The organism is Vibrio jasicida 090810c (assembly GCF_002887615.1).
GTDB lineage: Bacteria > Pseudomonadota > Gammaproteobacteria > Enterobacterales > Vibrionaceae > Vibrio > Vibrio jasicida.
On sequence record NZ_CP025792.1, the window covers coordinates 2,801,659 to 2,825,831 of the forward strand.

Here is a 24,173-nt window from a genome sequence, read left to right on the forward strand (position 1 = left end):
GAGAGTATGAATTCTCCAATTGATAAACTAGAGAGAAAGCTCGGCTACCAATTTAAGGATGCTGGGCTTATCAACTTGGCGCTGACTCACCGCAGCGCCAACAGTAAGCATAATGAACGTCTTGAGTTTCTGGGCGATTCAATTTTAAGTTTTGTCATCGCTGATGATCTGTACCATCGTTTCCCGAAAGTGAACGAAGGTGACATGAGCCGTATGCGCGCTACTTTGGTACGTGGGCACACATTGGCGGAACTGGGTCGTGAATTCGATCTAGGAGATTATTTAAAATTAGGTCCAGGTGAATTGAAGAGTGGCGGATTCCGCCGAGACTCTATTCTAGCCGATGCGGTAGAAGCCATTATTGGTGCGATTTACCTTGATAGTGATATTGAAGTCGTGCGCGGTATTGTACTGAGCTGGTACAACTCGCGTCTTGAAGCCATCAAGCCTGGCGTATCACAAAAAGATCCAAAAACTCGCCTACAAGAGTTCCTGCAAGGCAGAAGAAAACCACTGCCTGTCTACACAGTGACTAATATTAAAGGTGAAGCGCACAACCAAGAGTTCACGGTTGAGTGTGACGTAGCAGGTGTGGATAAGCCTGTCATTGGTAAAGGCACCAGCCGCCGCAAGGCAGAACAAGCGGCTGCTGAAACAGCACTTGAGCAATTAACAAATGGCTGATAACGAATTCGATATCGATGCATTCTTTGCATCAAACGGTGAAGTAAGTTCACCAGAAAACCAGCACTGTGGCTTTATTGCGATTGTTGGTCGCCCAAACGTTGGTAAATCGACGCTTCTAAACAAAATTCTTGGTCAGAAGATTTCGATTACATCTCGTAAACCGCAAACGACTCGTCACCGCATCATGGGTGTGGACACTGACGGCGATTACCAAGCGATCTACGTAGATACACCAGGACTTCACATTGAAGAGAAGCGTGCGATCAACCGTTTGATGAACCGTGCGGCGAACTCATCGCTCAGTGATGTAAACCTAGTATTCTTCTTGGTTGATGGTACGCACTGGACCAAAGACGACGAGATGGTGCTGACTAAGCTTCAAAAGTCGAACTTCCCTGTAGTACTTTGTGTGAACAAGGTAGACAACGTCCAAGATCGTAACGAAGTGATGATGTACATGGCCGACATGTCTAAGAAAATGGACTTTGTTGACGTTGTGCCAATCTCTGCGAAACAAGGCAAGAACATCGACGTACTACGTAAGCACGTTCGCGATCACTTGCCAGAAGCAACGCATCACTTCCCTGAAGAATACGTAACAGACCGTTCTCAGCGTTTCATGGCGTCTGAAATCGTGCGTGAAAAGCTGATGCGTTTTACTGGTGAAGAATTGCCTTACTCGGTAACGGTTGAAATTGAACGTTTTGACTACAACCCAGAAAATGATGGCTTCCACATCAATGCCTTAATTCTTGTTGAACGTAACGGTCAAAAGAAAATGGTCATTGGTAAAGGCGGTGAGAAGATCAAGACCATTGGTCGTGAAGCGCGCTTAGATATGGAAGAGTTGTTCGGCCGTAAGGTTTACCTAGAGACTTGGGTAAAAGTGAAATCTGGTTGGGCAGACGACGAACGTGCATTGCGTTCACTTGGTTACATCGACGACCTATAAGTTTGGTTGCTTGTAAGTTTGGTAACGAAGATACTTCGTTACAACATCGATAAAAACTAAATATCGATTAGAATAAGGAGCCAATTGGCTCCTTATTTTTTATTCACACTTCTTAGGCACACTGACGAGATGAGCAACCAGTCTTCAGAAGGCTTTCAACGCTGCTTTGTATTGCATCGACGCCCTTACAGTGAATCGAGCTTAATCCTTGATGTATTCAGCGAGGAGTATGGTCGAATTACATTGATGGCAAAAGGTGCCCGCGGTAAACGCTCCAATCTTAAAGGCGCATTGCAGCCCTTTACCCCTTTATTGCTGAAATGGTCAGGGAAAGGCTCGATGAAGACGTTACGTCAAGCAGAGCCCATCAGCTTAGGTTTGCCTTTGACAGGAATAAACCTTTACTCCGCCATGTACGTAAATGAATTGATTGGAAGAGTGTTGATGGCAGAAGTGCCGATGCCTGCGCTGTTTCATGATTATCTGCATGCACTAACGGAACTAGCTCAGAGTGATAATCCTGAACCGGGCTTGCGTCGTTTTGAATTGGCCCTGCTGTCTTCTATGGGGTATGGCGTCGATTTTTTGCATTGTGCTGGTACTGGTGAACCCGTTGATCCTGATATGACTTACCGCTATCGCGAACAAAAAGGATTCATCGCATCAGTAAGGCGAGATAACCTCACTTTTTTGGGGAATGAATTGATTGCGATTAGTGAACGGCGATTCGTCACTAAAGAGCAATTAAAAGCGGCGAAACGCTTTACACGTATGGCCTTAAAGCCGTATCTTGGCGGCAAACCTTTAAAAAGTCGTGAATTATTCATTCAGACATACAGAGCACGGAGTAATGGAAAATGAGCTCAATCTATTTAGGCGTTAATATCGACCATATTGCCACTCTACGTAATGCGCGTGGTACTAAATACCCAGATCCAGTTCATGCTGCTGAGATCGCAGAGCGTGCTGGCGCAGACGGTATTACTATTCACCTGCGTGAAGACCGTCGCCACATTCTAGATCGTGACGTGCGCATCCTACGTGAGACCATTCAAACTCGTATGAACCTTGAAATGGCAGTAACAGACGAGATGGTTGAGATTGCACTACAGATTAAGCCTGAATTCGTGTGTCTGGTTCCTGAAAAACGTGAAGAGTTGACAACAGAAGGTGGTCTTGACGTTGTAGGTCAGCTTGAGAAAGTGAAAGCAGCAACGCAAAAACTGACGGAAGCGAGCATCAAAGTCTCTCTATTTATTGATGCTGACCGTCAACAGATCGATGCGGCAAAAGCATGTGGTGCACCGTATATCGAACTTCACACTGGTCACTATGCGGATGCGGAGACTGAGGAAGACCAACAAGACGAGCTTAAGAAGATTGCTGCAGGTGCAAGCTACGCTGATGACCTAGGTATCATCGTTAATGCTGGTCACGGTCTGACTTACCACAACGTTGCGCCAATCGCTGCATTGCCTGAAATTTACGAACTGAATATTGGTCACTCGATCATCGGTCGTGCGGTATTTGATGGCCTAGAAAAGTCAGTGGCAGAAATGAAAGCCCTGATGGTCGCTGCACGTAAGTAATCCGTTTCAATCATGGCAATTTTAGGATTAGGAACCGATATCGCCGAGATTGGGCGAATAGAGAAAGCACTAGAACGCAGTGGTGAGCCATTTGCAAAGCGCATTCTCTCGGTTCAAGAAATGGCAAAACTTGACGAACTGAAACAAAAAGGTCGTTATCTAGCAAAGCGCTTCGCGGTAAAAGAAGCAGCGTCAAAAGCGCTAGGCACGGGCATTGCGAAAGGCGTGACCTTCCATGACTTTACTGTTTCGAATGATGAGTTCGGTAAACCGATGTTGACGCTTTCTGGCGTGGCAAAGCAAATCGCCGAGTCGATGGGGGTGAATCATGTTCATCTATCGATTTCTGACGAGCGTCATTACGCGGTCGCGACGGTGATTTTTGAATCCTAATTTGTCTGATTACGGATTAATAACCGAATACGAAAAAGCCAGAGTCGATGCTCTGGCTTTTTTATTGTGTTGATTTCCCGAATTATTCTCTACTGCTCAAGATAGAACTTCGCCGTCGTGGTGACTTTAATCATTTCATCTTGCAGTTCGAACATTTCCGGTTCGATGTCTTCAATACTCGCTCCTGAACGCAGCGCCTGTTCCAAGGTTGCACACAGTGACTTCAACCTCGGTACGCCACAGTAAGAGCTACTGCCGTGAAGTTTATGCACCACATGGATAAGGTCATCACGCGAAAAGTCTTCTTGCTCTATGGCTTGATCGACCACTTCTTCCACTTCTGGAATAAAGTCGATCAACATGCGCAGCATGTCCTTAGCTAGGTCTTCTTTGTTTGCGCTTTGTTTTAAGGCCGCTTGCCAGTCGATGATCATATCTTGCTGCGGTTTTTCCGGTGCTGGTGGTGCAACTTCCACTGCAGGTTCCACGTAAGATGGTGCGATCTTATCGACACTGTCAGTACAAGTATTTGGGTTCCAATGAACCAAAACCTGTTGCAACACATGTTCCTCAATTGGCTTGGTTAGGTAATCATCCATTCCCGCTGCCAGCAGTCGGTCACGCTCACCAGCCATTGCGTGTGCGGTCACTGCAATTACAGGGGTGTCTTTGTTCAGCTCTAGCTCTTTAATGTACTGACAAGCGGTTACGCCGTCCATCAATGGCATTTGAATGTCCATGAAGATCAGATCGTATTTCTTCTCTGTTGCGAGGTTCACTGCTTGTTGACCGTTGCTGCATGCAGTTACTGTTTCGACACGCTCTCTCAATAGCGCGGAGATCAGCTTCAAGTTGGCAGGGTTATCATCAACCGCAAGCACAGTTAATGGCAGTCTTTCGCTCTCTACAGGTTCAACCGGAGGCAGGGTAACCTGAGGCATTTCTATATGGTCAATGATCAGGCTCTGTAGCAGTTTACGACGCGATAATGGCTTGGTCAGACATTGGATCTGATGATCGTTCATCACTTGGTCTGCTAATGCTAGCTCCGTACTTGGCGTACCCATGATGACACTTGGAGCCATACGCTTCGCCTGTTCAATCCACGCTGAGACGGATTGGTCGTCGTAAGTTTGGTTTGCGCCCAAGTTCAACAATACGTAGTCGTAGTGTTCATCGTTCTCTGGTAGCGATGAGCGGTAGGTCACTAGAATGCCTTCTTGACTCAAGACTTGTTGAGTCACTGATGCTGCTTGCATGTTTGGTTCAACCAGCAGCAGCTGCTTACCAGATAGCAGTTCTACTTCAATTAGATCGCTCATTGGCATTTCTGTTGAATGTAGGCGCAGCGTAAACCAGAAGGTAGAACCTTGGTGGAGACGGCTGGTTAAGCTGATTTCGCCGCCCATTTGGCTAACCAGTTTTTGGGTGATAACCAGACCTAAACCAGTACCGCCGTATCGGCGTGAAATACTTGCATCTGCTTGGCTAAAGGCTTGGAACAATTGTGCTTGTTGGCGCTCCGAAATACCAATGCCCGTATCGCGAACCATAAATTGCAGTTCAATGGAATCACTGGATTGGGAACGCATTTCAACACTGATGTCGATGTTGCCGCGCTCGGTAAATTTGATCGAGTTACCGACCAAGTTAGTAAGGATTTGCTGGATACGCAGTGGGTCACCGACCAAGCCTGGCGGAATCTTCGGATCCACTTTTAGGGTGATCTCCAATCCTTTCTCATGTGCGCTGGTCGCTTGTAAGTTAATAACTTCTTCCAAGCTTTCTCTGAATTCAAATGGAATGTTTTCTAGGGCTAGCTTACCCGCTTCCAGTTTCGAGAAGTCGAGGATGTCGTTGATGATGTTGAGTAGGTTGTTTGCCGACTTCTCAATGGTTTGCAAGTAATCCGTTTGGCTGTTCGACAACTGAGTTTTAAGCATCTGACGCGTAAAGCCAATCACACCGTTCAGTGGCGTACGAAGCTCGTGTGACATATTGGCTAAGAATTCAGATTTCACTCGCGCCGCTTCTTGCGCACGTTTCTTCGCGATGTCTAACTCTACGTTCTGAATTTCTAGCTGTTCGAGGGTTTCACGCAAGTCCGATGTCGCTTGGTCTATACTGTGCTGCATCTCAACGTGGTATTCCGACAACGAGACCGCCATGGCGTTGATGCCGTTTTTCAGTTGGTCCAACTCACCGTGCATTTTGCCTTCGATACGCACGTCAAGGTGGCCACGACGAATTCGGTCCACAACGTTCTTCATGTGGGTGATCGGCTGGGTAACGTCATGCATGAGGCGAGAGGCGAACACGCTCGCGAGACCAAGGCCGAGAATCAACACCAAGAATGCTGAGAAGACCTCTTGGTACTGCTGCAAACGAAGTGACGAAAGATCCATTTCCACCGCGATGTAGCCAATGGCTTTTGTTCCCTGATTCTCATTTGAAAGCTCAGAAAGATAATGGCCTTCTGATAGAATCGGCACACGCAGAATAAGCGAGTTCTCGAAGATTTCTGAGTTCCCTAATTGAGGAATCGGTTTGTCCTTCGGGAACATCAGCGCTTCAAAATTTGGGTGGAAGTTAGAGGTGACAAAAAGCTCATGGTTTTCATCAAACACCGCGATACTACGAACCAATTTCGAGTTTTTACGGTGGGCGTAGCTGATCAGGCGACGGACGGCTTCACGACTTTCAGAAAGAAGGTGCGTTTCGCTGGCAATAGCAAGTGGTTCGATAATGCTATTACCTGTCGTGATGACTTGTTTTTCGAGGTCTTGGTAGCGGTTAAATGAGAAAAAGCCGCTCAGTAATAAACCAATAATGAGTGTGGGAGCGAGAGTTAGTGTAATTACACGTGCTCGTAAGCCATATCTGGTCATGTTATCTAATTACATCGGAGTCTGGATATGGGAAAATAACGCATTATTTCTCAAGCGCGCGATAAAGCCTTGAGTAAAGAAGTGACGTCACCGGATAAACGGTAAGCATAATCAAGTCACTCGAATCACACAACGGCTGCAATCAAGAATAGTGAAGCCGTAGAGCAATTAGACACAAATCAGGCACAGAGCATGGCACGTATCTTTCAACCTAAAAAGAAAACGCAATTAAATACTCGTCACCAAGCGGTACAAGTGGAGCGTTTGGATCACCACGGCGCAGGCATTGCTTACCTCAAGAAGAAACCATTGTTTATTGATGGTGCGCTACCGGGTGAGGAAGTGGTAACCCAATTGGTGGAAGAAAAGAGCAAATTCGCTCGTGGTAAGTTGATTAAAATCCTTAAACCGAGTGAAACACGCGTTGACGCCTTTTGTCCGCATTACCATGAATGTGGTGGTTGTGACCTTCAGCATTTGAACTATGACCAACAATTGATGCATAAGCAGCACACGCTTCGTCAGTTGATGAGAAAATTTGCCGGCAGTGATATCGAGTTGGATGCACCTGTGTTGGGTGACTCTCATGGCTACCGTCGCCGTGCTCGCGTGAGCTTATTTGTGGATAAAAAGACCCGTCAGCTGCACTTTGGTTTCCGTAAGAAACAAAGTAAGCAAATCGCACAAGTGACGGACTGTCCCGTGCTTGCGCCTGAGTTGAATGTGTTACTGCCAGAAATCTACTCGACGCTAAAAGCGTTTAAGAAGCCAGAGCAATTGGGTCACGTAGAGTTGGTCTTAGGCGACAATGGTCCTTGTATTACATTGCGCCACCTAAGCAAACTGACTGAAAAAGAAACTAACACTTTGGTGGAATTGGCGAAGCGTCATCATGCATCGCTCTACCTGATGCCAGAAACGGATCAACTTGATTTGATTGAAGGTGAAGTGCCTTTCTATCAAGAAGCCGGTGTCACCGTACCATTCACGCCAAACAACTTTATTCAAGTGAACCAAGCGGTGAACCAGAAAATGGTCGCTCAGGCAGTGGCGTGGTTAGACCCACAAAGTGACGAGCGAGTGTTAGATTTGTTCTGTGGTCTAGGTAACTTCAGTTTGCCAATTGCAAAACGTGCAAAACATGTGGTTGGCGTAGAAGGTGTGCCAGAAATGGTAGAAAAGGCAGCAAATAATGCATCCTTGAACCAAATCAATAACGCACAATTTTATCACGCTAACCTTGAGCAGGATTTTGAAGGGCAAGTTTGGGCGGCTGAACAATTCGACAAAGTGCTGCTTGATCCGGCACGTGCAGGCGCGAGTGGGATCATCGATCAAGTTTCTGCGCTTGGCGCACAGCGTGTAGTTTATGTTTCGTGTAATCCTGCTACCCTTGCAAGGGATAGTCAGAGCTTGCTGGAGCAAGGCTACCAATTGACCAAATTAGGTATGCTGGACATGTTCCCTCATACCAGCCATCTAGAATCGATGGCGCTGTTTGAAAAGTCCTGATAATTGGGACTTTGTTGATCACTTACACGTGGTGGGTGGTCAATAAGCCAACGTTTAAGGCTTGGCATAAGAACTAACCTGGATGGTGTTAGTCAAACCACACAAATATAATAATTAGGATGATGAGATGGTTGCGGTAAGAAGCGCGCATTTAAACCAAGATGAACAGTTTGAACTCGAAACCTGGGTGGCTAGCCTAGGGCAAGAGAAGAACACAGCGAAACGCTTAATTGAAGTGTATCGTGATTGCCAGTCGATTTTGGCGAACCACGAGCAGGCGGAGCTTTTGTTGTGGCGTGGACGAGAGATGATCGAAATTTTGATCACCTTGTCGATGGACAAAGCGACACTTGTCGCGGCGCAACTGTTTCCTTTGGTCTCAAGCGGTGCTTTTGATAGAGAACTCCTTGAGGAAAAATACAGCAAAGAAATCATTAAGCTGATCGATGGCGTCGACGAAATGGCGGCAATTGGTCAACTGAATGTAACAATGGATGGTGGTGCTGCCTCGTCTCAAGTTGATAACGTTCGTCGTATGTTGTTGGCCATGGTGGATGATTTCCGCTGCGTCGTCATTAAGCTGGCGGAACGTATCTGCAACCTGATTGAAGTAAAAAAAGCGCCGGACGAAGTTCGTCGCGCTGCGGCAAAAGAGTGTGCAAACATTTATGCGCCTCTGGCAAACCGCCTTGGTATTGGTCAGCTGAAATGGGAAATCGAAGATTACGCTTTCCGCTACCAACAACCAGAAACCTACAAGCAAATCGCGAAGCAATTGGCTGAGCGTCGTATTGTCCGTGAACAATACATCAAAGACTTTGTCGACGACCTTACCCAAGAAATGACCGTATGCGGCATCAACGCAGAAGTCAGTGGTCGTCCAAAGCACATCTACAGCATTTGGCGTAAAATGCAGAAGAAGAGTCTGGCGTTTGATGAATTGTTTGACGTACGAGCAGTACGTATCATCGCCGACAAACTGCAAGATTGTTATGCCGCTCTGGGTGTGGTCCACACCAAATACAAACACCTGCCAAGCGAGTTCGACGACTATGTAGCGAACCCGAAACCAAACGGTTACCAGTCTATCCATACCGTGATTCTTGGCCCTGAAGGCAAGACCATCGAGATCCAGATCCGAACTAAAGAGATGCACGAAGACTCGGAACTAGGTGTTGCAGCGCACTGGAAATACAAAGAAGGCGCAAGCAGCCGCAGCGGTTACGATGAGAAGATCACGTGGCTACGTAAGCTACTCGACTGGCAAGAAGAAATGTCCGACTCTGGCGAGATGTTGGACGAGCTGCGTAGTCAGGTATTTGACGACCGCGTGTATGCCTTTACCCCACGTGGTGATGTCGTCGACCTACCGATGGGCGCAACCCCATTAGACTTCGCTTACCACATTCACTCAGAAGTAGGGCATCGTTGTATCGGTGCTAAAGTGGCAGGTCGTATCGTACCGTTCACCCATAAACTGCAAATGGGCGATCAGGTGGAAATCATCACCCAGAAAGAACCAAACCCTTCACGAGACTGGTTAAACCCATCGCTTGGCTTTGTGACGTCAAGCCGAGCGCGTGCGAAGATCAACGCATGGTTCCGCAAGCAAAGTCGTGAGAAGAACCTAGAAGCGGGTCGTGAAATTCTAGAGCACGAACTGGCGAAAATCGGCGCGACATTGAAAGATGCTGATAACTACGCGCTGAAACGCTTTAACGTTAATAGTGCCGATGAATTGTATGTTGGTATTGGTAGTGGTGACTTGCGTATCAACCAAATCATCAACCACATCAACGCCTTGGTAAACAAACCAACCGCCGAAGAGGAAGACCAACAAGCGCTAGAAAAACTGCAAGAAGCAGAAAATCGCGCGCCAGCACAAAGTCGTCCGAAGAAAGATGCAGTCGTAGTTGAAGGTGTCGATAACCTAATGACACACCTAGCGCGTTGTTGTCAGCCGATCCCAGGTGATGAGATTGCCGGTTACATCACCCAAGGTCGCGGTATTTCGGTCCACCGCAGTGACTGTGAGCAACTAGAGGAGCTTCGCCATCACGCACCAGAACGTATCATCGATACCGTCTGGGGCAGCGGCTTTGTCGGTTCTTACATCTTGACGGTTCGTGTTGAAGCAATGGAGCGTGGCGGTCTGCTAAAAGACATCACAACTCTGTTTGCGAACGAGAAAATCAAAGTCACCAGTATGAAGAGCCGCGTCGATTACCGCACGCAAATGTCGATCATGGACTTTGACCTTGAAGTGACCAACCTTGAAGTGTTCTCACGAGTTTCGAAACGTGTTGAGCAGATTAAGGATGTTATGTCGGTGAAACGCTTAGGCTAAAATTCTCGTCATACTTGAAGCTGATAGCGTTGTTGCCTACGCTCACTCGCTCCATCACATAGGCAAGCTATGCTCAGGAGTCTCGCTCGCTTGCAGCCTAGCTACAGCTTCAATTATTTAGAGAATTGATCAACATATAACAAAGGTGAGTGGTTTTGGCTGCTCACCTTTTTCTTTAGATAGAAAGGTTTAAAGGAACAGAGAAAATGAGTCATCCAATTGAACAGTTAGAACAAATCATGGCGAAGTTGCGTGACCCAGACGGCGGTTGCCCATGGGACTTAAAGCAGAACTTCGACACCATTGTTCCGCACACCATTGAAGAAACTTATGAAGTGGTGGATGCGATTCAAAACCGTGATTGGCCGAACTTACAAGAAGAGTTGGGTGACTTATTGTTCCAAGTGATTTTCTACAGCCAAATAGCAAAAGAACAGGGGCTGTTTGATTTTTCTGACGTCGTCGAAACTGTGAATGAAAAACTGACTCGTCGTCATCCTCATGTTTTTTCTGATGTTGAGTTTGAATCTGATGAAGAAATTAACGCTAATTGGGAAGCGGAAAAAGCCAAAGAAAAAGCACAAGTAGGCAAAGCTGAGGAAAGTATTCTAGACTCAATACCGAACTCTCTACCTGCGCTTTCTCGTGCTACAAAAATTCAAAAGAAATGCGCTAAATATGGTTTTGATTGGGACTCTCTGGGTCCTGTAGTCGGGAAGGTACAAGAGGAAATTGAAGAAGTGATGGAAGAGGCGCTTCAAGTCAACCCCGATGAAACCAAGGTAGAGCTTGAGTTGGGGGACTTATTATTTGCGACCGTCAACCTATCTCGTCACTTAGGCAAAGACCCTGAAGTCGCTTTGGCCAAAGCAAATCTAAAGTTCTCAAGACGCTTTAAAGGCGTGGAAACTAAAGTTGCAGCGCACGGTAAGCAACTCACAGACTTTACTCTAGATGAACTCGATTCGATGTGGGATGAAGTGAAACGAGAAGAGCAAAGCTGAAATTGCATGAATACTCGACTTTGATTTGAAGCAAAAAATAAAAAATTCCGGTGTGATAGATTTCACGTTGTGGCGTTAAGGAGCTTCTGGTATATTTACGTCCCGTCCAGAAGCACTCCATTTCCCTCATTCAACCAATTTCAGGTTAAACATGACGACAAATTACATTTTTGTTACTGGCGGGGTTGTATCCTCTCTAGGTAAAGGTATTGCAGCAGCATCTCTTGCCGCTATTCTAGAAGCTCGTGGTCTTAAAGTGACTATGATGAAGCTTGACCCTTACATCAACGTTGATCCAGGCACAATGAGCCCAACTCAACACGGTGAAGTGTTCGTTACGGAAGATGGCGCAGAGACTGACCTTGACCTTGGTCACTACGAGCGTTTCATCCGCACCAAGATGACGAAGCGTAACAACTTCACTGCAGGTCGTGTTTATGCAGACGTACTACGTAAAGAACGTCGCGGCGATTACCTAGGTGCAACCATTCAGGTTATCCCTCACATCACTAACGCTATCAAAGACCGCGTAATCGCAGGTTCTGAAGGCCATGATGTTGCTATCGTTGAAGTCGGTGGTACGGTAGGTGATATCGAATCACTACCATTTATGGAAGCTATTCGTCAGCTTGCTGTAGAACTAGGCCGTGAACGCGCAATGTTCATGCACCTAACTCTAGTTCCTTACCTAGCAGCTGCGGGCGAAGTGAAAACTAAGCCAACTCAGCACTCTGTTAAAGAGCTGCTATCTATCGGCATCCAACCAGATATTCTAGTTTGTCGTAGCGATCGTATGATCCCTGCTAACGAACGTAAGAAAATTGCTCTTTTCTGTAACGTACAAGAAAAAGCAGTTATCTCAATGAAAGATGTAGATTCTATCTACAAGATCCCTCAGCTAATCAAAGCTCAAGGTCTAGACGATCTTGTTTGTGCTCGCTTTGGCATCAATGCGCCAGAAGCTAACCTGTCTGAGTGGGAACAAGTAATTTACGAAGAAGCTAACCCAACGGCAGAAGTGACGATTGGTATGGTTGGTAAGTACATTGAACTACCAGATGCATACAAATCAGTAAACGAAGCGTTGAAACATGCTGGTCTTAAGAACCGTCTGAGCGTTAAGATTCAGTACGTTGATTCTCAAGATGTAGAGAACAAAGGTGTTGAGATCCTAGAAGGTCTAGACGCAATCCTTGTTCCTGGCGGTTTCGGTGACCGTGGTATCGAAGGTAAGATTCGCGCAGCTCAATACGCTCGTGAAAACAACGTTCCTTACCTAGGTATCTGTCTAGGCATGCAAGTGGCACTGATCGAATACGCACGTAACGTAGCGGGTATGGAAGGTGCACATTCAACAGAATTTAACAAAGAGACGAAGTACCCTGTGGTAGGTTTAATCACAGAGTGGGTTGATGGCGAAGGTAAAGTTGAAGAACGTACCGAGAAGTCTGATCTTGGTGGTACTATGCGTCTTGGTTCACAGCTATGTCACCTAGAAAAAGGTACGAAAGCTCGTGAACTATACGGCAACGCGACAATTCATGAGCGTCACCGTCACCGTTATGAAGTGAACAACAATCTTCGTCCGCAAATCGAAAAAGCAGGCCTTAAAGTATCTGGCTTGTCAGCAGACAAGAAACTGGTAGAAGTAATTGAGAACCCAGCTCACCCATGGTTCGTAGCGGCTCAATTCCACCCAGAGTTCACGTCAACACCGCGTGATGGTCACCCATTGTTCGCAGGTTTCGTGAAAGCAGCTGGCGAATACCAGCGTGGCGATTTCGAGAAGTAAGTAAGGAATACAGGCAGTAACGTAAGCTGTGTTGCTGCCTTTAATTTTGACATTATATATTCAACGAGAAGGAAACATTCAATGTCTAAGATCGTTAAAGTTCTAGGTCGTGAAATCATCGATTCACGTGGTAACCCAACTGTAGAAGCTGAAGTACACCTAGAAGGCGGTTTCGTAGGTATGGCTGCTGCTCCATCTGGCGCATCTACTGGTTCTCGCGAAGCTCTTGAGCTACGTGACGGCGACAAAGCACGTTTCCTAGGTAAAGGTGTTCTTAAAGCTATCGAAGCTGTAAACGGCCCAATCGCTGAAGCTCTAGTTGGTAAAGACGCGAAAGATCAAGCTGCAATCGATGCAGTAATGATCGACCTAGACGGTACTGAAAACAAATCTAAATTCGGTGCGAACGCTATCCTAGCTGTTTCTCTAGCAAACGCTAAAGCAGCAGCTGCTGCTAAAGGCATGCCTCTATACGAGCACATCGCTGAGCTAAACGGTACAGCTGGTCAGTTCTCTATGCCTCTACCAATGATGAACATCATCAACGGTGGTGAGCACGCAGATAACAACGTTGACATCCAAGAGTTCATGATCCAACCAGTTGGTGCTAAGACTCTTAAAGAAGGTCTACGTATCGGTGCTGAAGTATTCCACAACCTAGCTAAAGTTCTTAAGTCTAAAGGCTACAGCACTGCAGTTGGTGACGAAGGTGGTTTCGCTCCTAACCTTAAGTCTAACGCTGAAGCTCTAGAAGTTATCGCAGAAGCTGTTGCAGCTGCTGGTTACGAACTAGGTAAAGACGTTACTCTAGCTATGGACTGTGCTGCATCTGAGTTCTTCGACAAAGAAGCTGGCATCTACAACATGAAAGGTGAAGGTAAAACTTTCACTTCTGAAGAGTTCAACCACTACCTAGCTGAGCTAGCTAACCAATTCCCAATCGTTTCTATCGAAGACGGTCTAGACGAGTCTGATTGGGCTGGCTTCAAGCACCAAACTGAACTACTAGGTGACAAGCTTCAACTAGTAGGTGACGATCTATTCGTTACTAACACTAAGATCCTTGCTGAAGGTATCGAGAAAGGCGTAGCTAACTCTATCCTTATCAAGTTCAACCAAATCGGTTCTCTAACTGAGACTCTAGCTGCAATCAAGATGGCTAAAGACGCAGGTTACACAGCAGTAATCTCTCACCGTTCTGGCGAAACTGAAGATGCAACTATCGCTGATCTAGCGGTAGGTACAGCTGCAGGTCAAATCAAAACTGGTTCTATGAGCCGTTCTGACCGTGTTGCTAAGTACAACCAACTTATCCGTATCGAGGAAGCTCTAGGTGAGCGCGCTCCTTTCAACGGTCTTAAAGAAGTTAAAGGTCAATAATTTAGGTTTCTAAATTATTAGCTTAACGCTTTAAAAAACGCCTCGCATTTGCGAGGCGTTTTTGTATCTGAGATACGTAAACGCATCGCTTAGATAGGCGGGAGCTAACTTTGCATTTTGATGTCTGTCGTTCACGTTCATTTGTCATTCCCTAGAACGACGAAGGAGGGAGTCGGAAATCTCTTTGTTTCATTTTGCTGCTTTTTTCCTGTAAGGAGCGTGTGAGTCTCTTTTTCTGCCCTAGAGCCAACCACGCATTTATGCTATATATGTCACCTTATCTAATCCCTTCCGGTACAGAATGTTAGCAGCGATATGCGAATCTTTGTTTTAGCCCTTACGTTACTGTTTGGCTGGCTCCAATATACCCTATGGTTTGGCAAAAACGGGGTGACTGACTACTACACAGTAGAAGATGAAATTGAAGTGCAGCAACAAGTGAACAGCAAGCTGCAAGCTCGTAATAATGAGATGTTCGCAGAAATTGATGACCTGAGACAAGGTCTTGATGCGATTGAAGAACGTGCGCGTCATGAGTTAGGTTTGGTCAAAGATGGCGAGACTTTCTATCGTATTATTGACGAGGACGAGCAATAACATGCCAAAGTTGTTTTCATCTCATGTTGCGATTGTACCTGCGGCCGGTGTTGGTAGCCGTATGAAGGCTGATCGCCCTAAGCAATATCTCTTAATTGACGGAAAAGCGGTATTAGAGCACACAGTAGAGAAGCTGCTTTCTCATCCGAGGATCTCTAAAGTCGTGATCGCAATTACCGATGGCGACCCTTATTACCCTGAATTGAACATTGCTCAGCACCCAGACGTGATTTGCGTGTCTGGTGGCAAAGAAAGGGCGGATTCTGTGCTTTCAGGGCTAAACTATGTAAGAACATATCTTGAGAGCGAGTGGGTTTTAGTTCACGACGCCGCGAGACCTTGTGTACTTACGTCTGATATTGATCGTCTGATCGAAGTTTGTTGCGAGCATCAAACTGGTGGCATCCTTGCCTCTCCAGTGAGAGACACAATGAAGCGAGCAAACGTGGCACAAGATATCGATCATACGGTAGATAGAGAAGCATTGTGGCATGCACTTACCCCACAAATGTTTAAAACTCAACAATTAACACGAGCACTGACTGACGCATTAGAACAAGGTGCAACCATTACTGATGAAGCTTCGGCTTTGGAATGGTTAGGTGAAACGCCGGCTTTGGTTCAAGGTAATGCGAATAACATAAAAATTACTCAGCCAGAAGACCTCGCGTTAGCCGAGTTTTACCTAAGCCGTGAGCACGGCGAGTAAACAAAGGATAGAAAATGATTCGAATTGGTCATGGTTTCGATGTACACAAATTTGGTGGTGAAGGCCCTGTGATTATCGGTGGTGTCGCTGTTCCTTACGAACAAGGGTTGATTGCCCACTCAGATGGTGATGTGGCACTTCATGCATTGAGCGATGCACTGCTTGGTGCTATTGCTGCCGGAGATATTGGCCGTCACTTCCCAGATACCGATGATAAGTGGAAAGGGGCTGATAGCCGCGAACTGCTTAAAGATGTTTATCGCAGGGTGAAAGAACAAGGCTATCGATTAGGAAACGCTGACATCACCATCATGGCACAAGCGCCTAAAATGGCGCCACATATCGACGCAATGTGTGCCACGATTGCTGAAGACTTGGAAACCGATATCAGTAATATAAACGTAAAGGCGACGACGACAGAGCGTCTCGGTTTTACTGGACGCAAAGAAGGCATTGCAACGGAAGCAGTTGTACTTCTCTTTAAGCAATAACCTAGCAATTTGCTCCTCAATGCTGCGTTAGCAGTGGAAAAACATCATGTCAGACATTTTATCTTCATTGGCTTACCTTACGGGTAAGCCTGTAGCATCAGCAAAAATCAAAGCGCAACCAGAACACTTTCAGGTTCGCGAAGACTTAGGTTTTGCCTTTACGGGTGAAGGCGAGCATTTAATGGTTCGTATCCGTAAAACGGGCGAGAACACCAGCTTTGTTGCTAATGAGCTAGCAAAAGCCTGTGGCGTTAAGTCGAAAGACGTTAGCTGGGCGGGTCTTAAAGACCGTCACGCAGTGACTGAACAATGGCTAAGTGTTCATTTACCGAAAGGTGAAACACCCGATTTTTCAGCATTTTTGGCGCAATACCCAAGTATCGAAATTCTGGCAACAGGTCGTCACAATAAAAAACTACGTCCTGGTGACCTAGTAGGGAACGAGTTCGTGGTTACTTTGTCTGAAGTGACAGATGTAGCGGATGTTGAGCAACGCCTTGAAAAAGTGAAACAAGTTGGCGTGCCGAACTACTTTGGTAGTCAGCGTTTTGGTAACGATGGCAACAACCTTGAAGAAGCACGTCGATGGGGGCGCGAGAACGTACGTACTCGCAACCAAAACAAGCGCAGCATGTATTTGTCGGCGGCTCGTTCGTGGATCTTCAACCGCATCGTTTCAGCTCGATTAGAGCAAGGCGTGTTTGACAAGTTCATCGACGGTGATGTGGCGAAGACAACTTCTGGTACTCAGTTGATTGATGCAAGCAACATTGCTGATCTACAGGCACAATTTGCTCAGGGCGAAGTGGTTATTACTGCAGCGCTAGCTGGAGACAATGCACTTCCAACTCAAACAGATGCATTAGCCTTGGAGCAGCCTTTCTTGGATGAAGAACCCGATTTAATGGCATTAATTCGTGGGAATCGTATGCGTCACGACCGTCGTGATATTGCACTTAAACCTCAAGACTTAGCTTGGACGGTGGATGGCAACAATATTACGTTGACCTTCTCGCTAGATGCCGGTTCGTTTGCGACCTCTATCGTACGCGAGTTGATTATCGAGGAAAAAGTAGAAAGAGAATATTAATGGAAATGGATTCACCAAACGCGAAGCCATTAAGAGTACTGCTCAGTAATGACGACGGCGTTCATGCTCAAGGAATTCATGCGCTTGCTGATGAGCTAAAAAGTATTGCTGAGGTGACGATTGTGGCACCAGATCGAAACCGGTCTGGTGCTTCGAACTCACTGACGTTAGAGCAGCCTCTGAGAGTAAATGAAATCGCACCCAACACCTTCTCTGTGCAAGGCACCCCGACAGATTGTGTTCACTTTGCATTGAATGAATTGATGAAAGGCGATTTACCAGACTTAGTTCTCACTGGGATCAATCATGGCGCGAACCTTGGCGATGATGTCTTATATTCAGGTACGGTTGCCGCTGCGATGGAAGGACACTTTCTTGGCGTTCAATCTGTTGCTTTTTCGTTGGTGGGTAAACAGAACTTTGCAGCTGCGGCAAAAATTGCCCGTCAGCTAGTTGAGCAGCATTTGGTTAGGCCGATCCCGACTAACCGCTTACTGAACGTCAATGTTCCTGATTTACCACTAGAACAATTAGGTGAGATTGAAGTGACACGTTTAGGCGCCCGTCATCATGCCGAGAATATGATCAAGCAACAGGACCCACGTGGGCATGATATATATTGGTTAGGTCCTCCGGGTAAAGAGCAAGATGCTGGAGAGGGCACCGATTTTTATGCGATTGAGCATGGTCGAGTTTCAATCACCCCACTGCAAGTTGACCTCACTGCTCATGAGTCTTTGCGTGCGATGGACAGTTGGTTAAAGGAAGAGAAGTAATGAGTAACCCACATGCTGACAGGTTGATAGCGTTTCTTATCTCCAGTGGCATCAGTGATCAACGCGTATTGGATGCCGTGTACTGTTTGCCGCGTGAGAGTTTTGTCTCACAGGCAATGATGCACCAAGCGTACGATAACAATGCGTTACCGATTGGTCAGGGGCAAACTATTTCTCAGCCTTACATTGTTGCGAAAATGACAGAATTGCTCGATCTCAAACAAAGCAGCAATGTGCTTGAGATAGGAACAGGATCAGGTTATCAAACGGCTGTACTTGCTCAAATCGTTGATCATGTTTATTCCGTTGAACGCATCAAATCTTTGCAATGGGACGCTAAGCGTCGCTTGAAACAACTGGATATTTATAATGTCTCTACCAAACATGGGGACGGCTGGCTCGGATGGGAAGCGAAAGGTCCGTTCGATGCGATTATTGTCACTGCGGCTGCGGAAAGTGTTCCCCAAGCACTTTTATCTCAGCTGAAAGAGGGCGGTAAGATGATCATACCTGTTGGTGAGGATGAGCAACAATTGTTGAAAATTGAACGCAAGGGTGAACAATTCCTTTCTACCGTGGTAGAAATGGTAAGATTTGTGCCATTAGTTGCAGGCGATTTAGCTTAAGGGTTAAAGATCAGGTGAATAGGTTCTTACGTCGTTTTGGTATTAGCTGCTTGATAGCTGCGGGACTTGTCGGTTGCGCGGCTCATTCGCCTGCGCCTGTTTCTAGCTTAAATAAAGACTATTCTAGTGTTGAACGAGGCAGTTATAGAGGCAGTTATTATGAAGTAAAGAAAGGAGATACACTTTATTTCATAGCTTATGTCACAGATAAGAATGTAAATGACCTTGTTCGTTACAATGAACTTAACGCACCCTATACGATTTTCCCTGGTCAACGATTAAAACTTTGGGCACCGAAATATGTTGCTCCAAAATATGGTCATAAAGTGGAACCCGTTGTTCCTCCAGTGGTTGCGACAAAACCAGCGCCGGTGACTAAAACATCAACAGCGTCAAAGCCGTCAAATTCAAGTAAAAGCTCTACTCAAAAGCCTGCGACCACTACGCCTAAAGTTGCACAAAAACAGCCGCCAAAGAAGGTTGAACAATCCAAACCAAAGGAGTATGTTGGGTCAAAAGGTAATCAGAATGTTAAACCGAAACCACCAGTAACTGCGGCGAAAAACGATAAAGTATCAAAGTGGTTGTGGCCAACAAAAGGGAGAGTAATCAAGAACTTCTCAGCGGGAGAACAAGGAAATAAAGGCATAGACATCGCAGGACAGCGTGGTCAGCCTATCGTTTCAACCGCGGCCGGCACTGTTGTGTACTCAGGTAATGCGCTACGAGGTTATGGCAACCTAATTATAGTGAAGCATAACGACAATTATTTAAGCGCATACGCACATAATGACAGATTGCTGGTATCAGAAGGACAAAGTGTCAAGAGCGGACAAAAAATCGCTACCATGGGTAGTTCTGGTTCTAAATCAGTCAAGCTCCACTTTGAAATTCGCTATCAAGGTAAATCCGTAAATCCAAAACGATATTTACCTTAAAACTTTGAATAACAACTTGCGACATCATTTAGCGACATATTGAGTTGTTATGTTTGCTAACTCGCCAGGGGGAGGCGTTATGAGTATCAGCAACACAGTCACCAAAGTTGAAGAGTTCGAATATGACAACGCAACGACAGGAAGCGGAAGTCCTGAACTTGAAAAAACATCTAAAAAAACCAAAGCAACAGCTCGCGAAGAATTTGATGCGAGCAATAAAAGTCTAGATGCGACACAACTGTACTTAGGCGAAATTGGCTTTTCACCACTACTCACAGCAGAAGAAGAAGTACTTTACGCTCGTAGAGCATTACGTGGTGATGAAGCTGCCCGTAAGCGAATGATCGAAAGTAATTTACGTCTTGTCGTGAAGATCTCTCGTCGTTACAGCAATCGCGGTTTAGCACTTCTTGATCTTATCGAAGAAGGTAACCTGGGCTTGATCCGTGCGGTTGAGAAGTTTGATCCTGAACGAGGTTTCCGTTTTTCAACCTATGCAACTTGGTGGATTCGCCAAACGATTGAGCGTGCGTTGATGAACCAAACTCGCACCATTCGTTTGCCAATTCATGTGGTTAAAGAGCTGAACATTTATCTGCGTACCGCGCGTGAACTTTCTCAGAAGCTCGACCATGAACCAACGGCAGAAGAAATTGCAGCTCAGCTAGATATTCCAGTTGAAGACGTAAGTAAAATGCTTCGCCTTAACGAGCGTATCAGCTCTGTCGATACACCTATCGGTGGTGATGGCGAGAAAGCGCTACTGGATATTATTCCTGATGCAAACAATTCGGATCCTGAAGTATCCACTCAAGACGATGACATCAAATCCTCGTTGATTGACTGGCTAGAAGAGCTAAATCCAAAACAGAAAGAAGTGCTTGCTCGTCGTTTTGGTTTACTTGGCTACGAGCCATCAACGCTTGAGGAAGTGGGACGCGAGATTGGTCTAACACGCGAACGTGTACGTCAGATTCAAGTTGAAGGTTTACGTCGATTGCGCGAAATCTTGATTAAGCAAGGTTTGAACATGGAAAACCTGTTCAACGTGGAAGTCGACTAGGACAGTCCTGCTTTAAAGGTGAATTTAGAATAAACAAAAGGCTATGGGAAACCATAGCCTTTTTGCGTTTTATTGAAGATGCGTCAGATCTAGAGCATCTTCTTCAAGCGGTAAAGCTCTTCCAATGCCTGACGTGGCGTTAGATCGTCAGGATCAATATTCGACAGTGCTTGCTCTACATCGCTTGGCTCTGGGATCAAGCTTAGTTGGTTTGCTACATCGACAGCACTTGGTCGTGGAGAGTCATTACCTTGACCTAATTGCTCAAGCTGAGACAGTTTGTTGCGCGCATTCTTGATCACGGGTTTTGGAACTCCAGCCAGCCCAGCAACGGCAAGGCCGTAAGACTTGCTTGCTGCACCTTCTTGGACTGCGTGCATAAAGGCAATGCTGTCACCGTGCTCTACTGCATCTAGGTGGACGTTGGCAAGATTTGGCAGTTGGTTTGGCAGTTCAGTCAACTCAAAATAGTGCGTTGCAAACAGGGTCATTGCGCCTATTTGTGTGGCTAGCCATTCTGCACTTGCCCATGCTAAAGAAAGACCATCATAAGTACTGGTACCGCGGCCGATCTCATCCATTAACACCAAGCTGTTTTGAGTCGCGTTATGAAGAATATTCGCTGTTTCGGTCATTTCTACCATGAAGGTAGAGCGCCCGGAAGCAAGGTCATCGGATGCGCCAATACGAGTAAATATACGATCCAAAGATCCGATATGAGCTGATTCCGCTGGTACGTATGAACCAATGTGAGCCATCAAAGCAATCAACGCAGTTTGGCGCATGTAGGTCGATTTACCACCCATGTTTGGACCAGTGATGATAAGCATCTTACGGTCTGAGCTTAACTCTATTGGGTTAGCAATAAATGGTTCACTGGTTACTTGTTCCACAACAGGGTGGCGGCCTGCTTGAATACTGATACCGGCTTCTTTATCTAGAGTCGGGCGACAGTAATCTAACGTGTCTGCACGTTCGGCAAGGTTTTGTAAAACGTCCAACTGAGAAATCGCTGACGCAAGGTTTTGCATTTTCTCAAGGTTTGGCATCAATAAATCAAACAGCTCTTCCCACAGTTTCTTCTCTACTGCTAACGCTTTTGACTTAGAGTTTAGAACCTTGTCTTCATGCTCTTTCAACTCTGGAATGATGTAGCGTTCTGCATTTTTCAGCGTTTGTCGACGCACATAATGTGGTGGAACCAAGTGGCTTTGGCCACGACTAACCTGAATAAAGAAACCGTGTACGGCGTTGTAGCCTACTTTTAGTGTATCAATACCGTGGCGCTCACGTTCGTCTGCTTCGAGCTTTTCTAGATACTCGGTTGCGCCATCTGCGAGTTTACGCCATTCATCAAGCTCAGCGTTGTAGCCTTCTGCAATCACACCACCCTCGCGAATAACCACTGGTGGATTTTCTTTGATTGCACGTTCTAGCAGATCACAGACATCATCAATTGGCGCGGCAAATTGAGCCAATTTAATTAGGTAAGGATGCGCCAGAGAAGACGTTACACTTTCCAATTCTGGGAGTTGTTGCATTGCGTAACGCAGTCGAGCCATATCGCGAGGACGAGCAGAACGAAGTGCTAAGCGAGCCAAAATACGCTCAATATCACCAATCTGTTTGAAAATTGGTTGAATGTCGGTGAACAAGCTTTGATCTTTGATTTCGCTGATCGCATCTAAGCGATTGTTTAAGGTATCAATACAGCGCATTGGTTGGTGTAACCAGCGCTTGAGCATACGACTGCCCATTGCGGTTGCACAATGATCTAAGACTTCCGCAAGCGTGTTATCAGTGCCACCAGATAGGTTTTGTGTTAGCTCAAGGTTGCGACGAGTCGCTGCGTCAAGAATCACAGAGTGATCTTGTCTGTCGTAGGTGAGTGAACGAATGTGTGGCAGGGCAGTACGTTGAGTGTCCTTTACATATTGAATCAAACAGCCAGCGGCACACAAGCCAAGTGATGCGTGTTCAACACCAAAGCCCACTAAGTCACGAGTGCCAAATTGTTGGTTAAGCTGTTGCTTCGCAGTATCGAGCTCAAACTCCCAAACAGGGCGGCGGCGGTTACCATTACGGTTAGACATGAGGTGAACGGCCTCAAAATCTTCAGGGAAAAGTAGCTCTCGTGGGGCCGTACGTTGAAGTTCTGCTGCCATCGCTTCTTCGGTTTCAGGCTCAACCAATTGGAAGCGTCCAGAAGTTACATCCAATGTCGCGTAACCAAATTTACCATTGTGCTGATAGATTGCTGCAATCAGGTTATCAATACGCTCAGATAGCAGAGCTTCGTCGGTCACAGTACCTGGCGTGACGATGCGTACTACTTTACGTTCAACCGGACCTTTGCTTGTTGCAGGATCGCCAATCTGTTCACAAATCGCCACAGACTCACCAAGCTGAACAAGTTTGGCTAGATAACCTTCAACGGCGTGGAATGGAACGCCAGCCATTGGGATAGGTTCACCTGCCGATGCACCGCGTTTAGTCAACGAAATATCAAGCAATTGAGATGCGCGTTTTGCATCGTCGTAGAAGAGTTCGTAGAAGTCGCCCATGCGGTAAAACAGCAAGATTTCAGGATTCTCAGCCTTTAGCTTGAGGTATTGCTGCATCATCGGAGTGTGTTTTTGTTCAGCTTTCACAGGTAAGTACTTTTGTTTATTTCCGTAGCGGCTTAGGATACGTGAATCCCTATCAAGTAAAAAGAGACAAAGGGCATTTTTGGCTATGGAAAGAGCAACAAAATTGAGTGCCGATTTAGGGGCATTATTGGCTAAGCATGGGCATATTTTAACGACGGCAGAATCTTGCACTGGAGGTGGGGTTGCAACAGCAATCACTGATATTGCAGGTAGCTCTGCTTGGCTAGACCGCGCATTTGTGACCTACAGCAATGAAGCTAAAATGGAAATGCTTGGTGTACAAGCTTCAACATTAGAAGCGCACGGTGCTGTGAGTGAGCCAGTCGTGATTGAAATGGTGCTGGGCGCCCTAAATCATTCAAATGCAACTATTGGAGTCTCGATAAGTGGCATAGCAGGCCCTAGCGGTGGAAGCGAAGAAAAGCCTGTTGGGACGGTTTGTTTTGCCTTTGCAGATAATCAGAATTGGCAGCAAGTGGAAACCATGCATTTTACTGGTGATCGTGCGCAAGTTCGCAAAAAAGCGATTGAGCATGCACTGACTCAACTGCATCAGTATTTGATCTAGAATTTCTTTAATTGTCGTAGCCCTGTTTTGATAAGGGCTGGAGCAAATAGTAGGTTTAGGTCTGCCAAATTTTTTTCATACAGGTATAGACACTGTATGAATCAACAGTATAATAACTTT

21 protein-coding genes are annotated in these 24,173 nt (G+C 46.1%); 19 read left to right on the forward strand and 2 right to left on the reverse strand.

Annotated elements, in window-relative coordinates:
* The first annotated feature begins 6 nt into the window (after positions 1–6).
* From rnc to acpS, 5 genes are all read left to right on the forward strand, one after another.
* Complete coding sequence (rnc, locus tag C1S73_RS13455; RefSeq protein WP_038870297.1) at positions 7–684, forward strand: ribonuclease III; 678 nt, start codon at positions 7–9, stop codon at positions 682–684.
* The gene (gene era, locus C1S73_RS13460) at positions 677–1,639 is read left to right on the forward strand and encodes a GTPase Era (protein ID WP_038870296.1); all 963 of its coding nucleotides are present in this window, start codon (positions 677–679) and stop codon (positions 1,637–1,639) included. The genes rnc and era overlap by 8 nt, the downstream gene beginning before the upstream one ends.
* A 129-nt stretch (positions 1,640–1,768) precedes the next feature.
* Complete coding sequence (recO, locus tag C1S73_RS13465; RefSeq protein WP_038870293.1) at positions 1,769–2,500, forward strand: DNA repair protein RecO; 732 nt, start codon at positions 1,769–1,771, stop codon at positions 2,498–2,500.
* A complete protein-coding gene (gene pdxJ / locus C1S73_RS13470) occupies positions 2,497–3,228 on the forward strand; it encodes a pyridoxine 5'-phosphate synthase (protein ID WP_038870292.1) in 732 nt (243 codons plus the stop codon). Before recO ends, pdxJ begins: the two co-directional genes overlap by 4 nt.
* Before the next feature lie 12 nt (positions 3,229–3,240).
* Entirely contained in the window at positions 3,241–3,621 is a 381-nt protein-coding gene (acpS, locus tag C1S73_RS13475) for a holo-ACP synthase (protein ID WP_038870291.1), read from the forward strand.
* 89 nt (positions 3,622–3,710) lie between these two features.
* On the opposite strand, the gene barA is transcribed toward acpS, so the two are convergent.
* Positions 3,711–6,509, reverse strand: a complete 2,799-nt coding sequence (gene barA / locus C1S73_RS13480) for a two-component sensor histidine kinase BarA (RefSeq protein WP_038870290.1) — start codon at positions 6,507–6,509, stop codon at positions 3,711–3,713.
* Positions 6,510–6,701: 192 nt separating this feature from the next.
* Here barA and rlmD point away from each other — a divergent pair, with 192 nt between their 5' ends.
* The 13 genes from rlmD to rpoS all read left to right on the forward strand — a co-directional run bounded on the left by rlmD (position 6,702) and on the right by rpoS (position 20,834).
* Complete coding sequence (rlmD, locus tag C1S73_RS13490; RefSeq protein ID WP_038870289.1) at positions 6,702–8,021, forward strand: 23S rRNA (uracil(1939)-C(5))-methyltransferase RlmD; 1,320 nt, start codon at positions 6,702–6,704, stop codon at positions 8,019–8,021.
* A 127-nt stretch (positions 8,022–8,148) separates the two neighbouring features.
* Positions 8,149–10,368, forward strand: coding sequence for a GTP diphosphokinase (relA, locus tag C1S73_RS13495; protein ID WP_038870285.1), 2,220 nt, complete (start codon positions 8,149–8,151; stop codon positions 10,366–10,368).
* 206 nt (positions 10,369–10,574) lie between these two features.
* Complete coding sequence (gene mazG, locus C1S73_RS13500) at positions 10,575–11,372, forward strand: nucleoside triphosphate pyrophosphohydrolase (RefSeq protein WP_038870284.1); 798 nt, start codon at positions 10,575–10,577, stop codon at positions 11,370–11,372.
* Positions 11,373–11,523: 151 nt separating this feature from the next.
* Entirely contained in the window at positions 11,524–13,164 is a 1,641-nt protein-coding gene (locus tag C1S73_RS13505; RefSeq protein WP_038870283.1) for a CTP synthase, read from the forward strand.
* A gap of 81 nt (positions 13,165–13,245) precedes the next feature.
* Positions 13,246–14,544 carry a phosphopyruvate hydratase gene (eno, locus tag C1S73_RS13510; protein ID WP_038870282.1) on the forward strand — a complete coding sequence of 433 codons (1,299 nt, stop codon included), beginning with the start codon at positions 13,246–13,248 and terminating at the stop codon, positions 14,542–14,544.
* A gap of 315 nt (positions 14,545–14,859) precedes the next feature.
* Complete coding sequence (ftsB, locus tag C1S73_RS13515; RefSeq protein ID WP_038870281.1) at positions 14,860–15,141, forward strand: cell division protein FtsB; 282 nt, start codon at positions 14,860–14,862, stop codon at positions 15,139–15,141.
* Position 15,142: 1 nt separating this feature from the next.
* On the forward strand, positions 15,143–15,850 hold the full coding sequence (ispD, locus tag C1S73_RS13520; RefSeq protein ID WP_038870280.1) for a 2-C-methyl-D-erythritol 4-phosphate cytidylyltransferase: 708 nt from the start codon (positions 15,143–15,145) through the stop codon (positions 15,848–15,850).
* A 14-nt stretch (positions 15,851–15,864) separates the two neighbouring features.
* On the forward strand, positions 15,865–16,341 hold the full coding sequence (ispF, locus tag C1S73_RS13525; RefSeq protein WP_038870279.1) for a 2-C-methyl-D-erythritol 2,4-cyclodiphosphate synthase: 477 nt from the start codon (positions 15,865–15,867) through the stop codon (positions 16,339–16,341).
* A gap of 46 nt (positions 16,342–16,387) precedes the next feature.
* Positions 16,388–17,431, forward strand: a complete 1,044-nt coding sequence (gene truD, locus C1S73_RS13530; RefSeq protein ID WP_038870277.1) for a tRNA pseudouridine(13) synthase TruD — start codon at positions 16,388–16,390, stop codon at positions 17,429–17,431.
* Positions 17,431–18,207 (forward strand): 5'/3'-nucleotidase SurE, encoded by a 777-nt coding sequence (surE, locus tag C1S73_RS13535; protein ID WP_038870275.1) that lies wholly within the window; start codon positions 17,431–17,433, stop codon positions 18,205–18,207. The genes truD and surE overlap by 1 nt, the downstream gene beginning before the upstream one ends.
* Entirely contained in the window at positions 18,207–18,833 is a 627-nt protein-coding gene (locus tag C1S73_RS13540; protein WP_038870274.1) for a protein-L-isoaspartate(D-aspartate) O-methyltransferase, read from the forward strand. The genes surE and C1S73_RS13540 overlap by 1 nt, the downstream gene beginning before the upstream one ends.
* A 14-nt stretch (positions 18,834–18,847) precedes the next feature.
* Complete coding sequence (locus C1S73_RS13545) at positions 18,848–19,771, forward strand: peptidoglycan DD-metalloendopeptidase family protein (RefSeq protein WP_038870272.1); 924 nt, start codon at positions 18,848–18,850, stop codon at positions 19,769–19,771.
* Between the two features lie 79 nt (positions 19,772–19,850).
* Positions 19,851–20,834 (forward strand): RNA polymerase sigma factor RpoS, encoded by a 984-nt coding sequence (gene rpoS / locus C1S73_RS13550; RefSeq protein WP_038870341.1) that lies wholly within the window; start codon positions 19,851–19,853, stop codon positions 20,832–20,834.
* An 89-nt stretch (positions 20,835–20,923) separates the two neighbouring features.
* On the opposite strand, the gene mutS is transcribed toward rpoS, so the two are convergent.
* Entirely contained in the window at positions 20,924–23,485 is a 2,562-nt protein-coding gene (mutS, locus tag C1S73_RS13555; protein WP_038870271.1) for a DNA mismatch repair protein MutS, read from the reverse strand.
* Between the two features lie 85 nt (positions 23,486–23,570).
* Between mutS and pncC the strand changes: the two genes are divergently transcribed.
* A complete protein-coding gene (pncC, locus tag C1S73_RS13560) occupies positions 23,571–24,053 on the forward strand; it encodes a nicotinamide-nucleotide amidase (protein ID WP_038870269.1) in 483 nt (160 codons plus the stop codon).
* Positions 24,054–24,173: the final 120 nt, after the last annotated feature.

Bases quoted from the DNA above. Each gene is read 5' to 3' on its own strand.
- rnc (WP_038870297.1), top strand. From the start codon at position 7: ATGAATTCTCCAATTGATAAACTAGAGAGAAAGCTCGGCTACCAATTT.
- era (WP_038870296.1), top strand. From the start codon at position 677: ATGGCTGATAACGAATTCGATATCGATGCATTCTTTGCATCAAACGGT.
- recO (WP_038870293.1), top strand. From the start codon at position 1,769: ATGAGCAACCAGTCTTCAGAAGGCTTTCAACGCTGCTTTGTATTGCAT.
- pdxJ (WP_038870292.1), top strand. From the start codon at position 2,497: ATGAGCTCAATCTATTTAGGCGTTAATATCGACCATATTGCCACTCTA.
- acpS (WP_038870291.1), top strand. From the start codon at position 3,241: ATGGCAATTTTAGGATTAGGAACCGATATCGCCGAGATTGGGCGAATA.
- barA (WP_038870290.1), bottom strand. From the start codon at position 6,509: ATGACCAGATATGGCTTACGAGCACGTGTAATTACACTAACTCTCGCT.
- rlmD (WP_038870289.1), top strand. From the start codon at position 6,702: ATGGCACGTATCTTTCAACCTAAAAAGAAAACGCAATTAAATACTCGT.
- relA (WP_038870285.1), top strand. From the start codon at position 8,149: ATGGTTGCGGTAAGAAGCGCGCATTTAAACCAAGATGAACAGTTTGAA.
- mazG (WP_038870284.1), top strand. From the start codon at position 10,575: ATGAGTCATCCAATTGAACAGTTAGAACAAATCATGGCGAAGTTGCGT.
- C1S73_RS13505 (WP_038870283.1), top strand. From the start codon at position 11,524: ATGACGACAAATTACATTTTTGTTACTGGCGGGGTTGTATCCTCTCTA.
- eno (WP_038870282.1), top strand. From the start codon at position 13,246: ATGTCTAAGATCGTTAAAGTTCTAGGTCGTGAAATCATCGATTCACGT.
- ftsB (WP_038870281.1), top strand. From the start codon at position 14,860: ATGCGAATCTTTGTTTTAGCCCTTACGTTACTGTTTGGCTGGCTCCAA.
- ispD (WP_038870280.1), top strand. From the start codon at position 15,143: ATGCCAAAGTTGTTTTCATCTCATGTTGCGATTGTACCTGCGGCCGGT.
- ispF (WP_038870279.1), top strand. From the start codon at position 15,865: ATGATTCGAATTGGTCATGGTTTCGATGTACACAAATTTGGTGGTGAA.
- truD (WP_038870277.1), top strand. From the start codon at position 16,388: ATGTCAGACATTTTATCTTCATTGGCTTACCTTACGGGTAAGCCTGTA.
- surE (WP_038870275.1), top strand. From the start codon at position 17,431: ATGGAAATGGATTCACCAAACGCGAAGCCATTAAGAGTACTGCTCAGT.
- C1S73_RS13540 (WP_038870274.1), top strand. From the start codon at position 18,207: ATGAGTAACCCACATGCTGACAGGTTGATAGCGTTTCTTATCTCCAGT.
- rpoS (WP_038870341.1), top strand. From the start codon at position 19,851: ATGAGTATCAGCAACACAGTCACCAAAGTTGAAGAGTTCGAATATGAC.
- pncC (WP_038870269.1), top strand. From the start codon at position 23,571: ATGGAAAGAGCAACAAAATTGAGTGCCGATTTAGGGGCATTATTGGCT.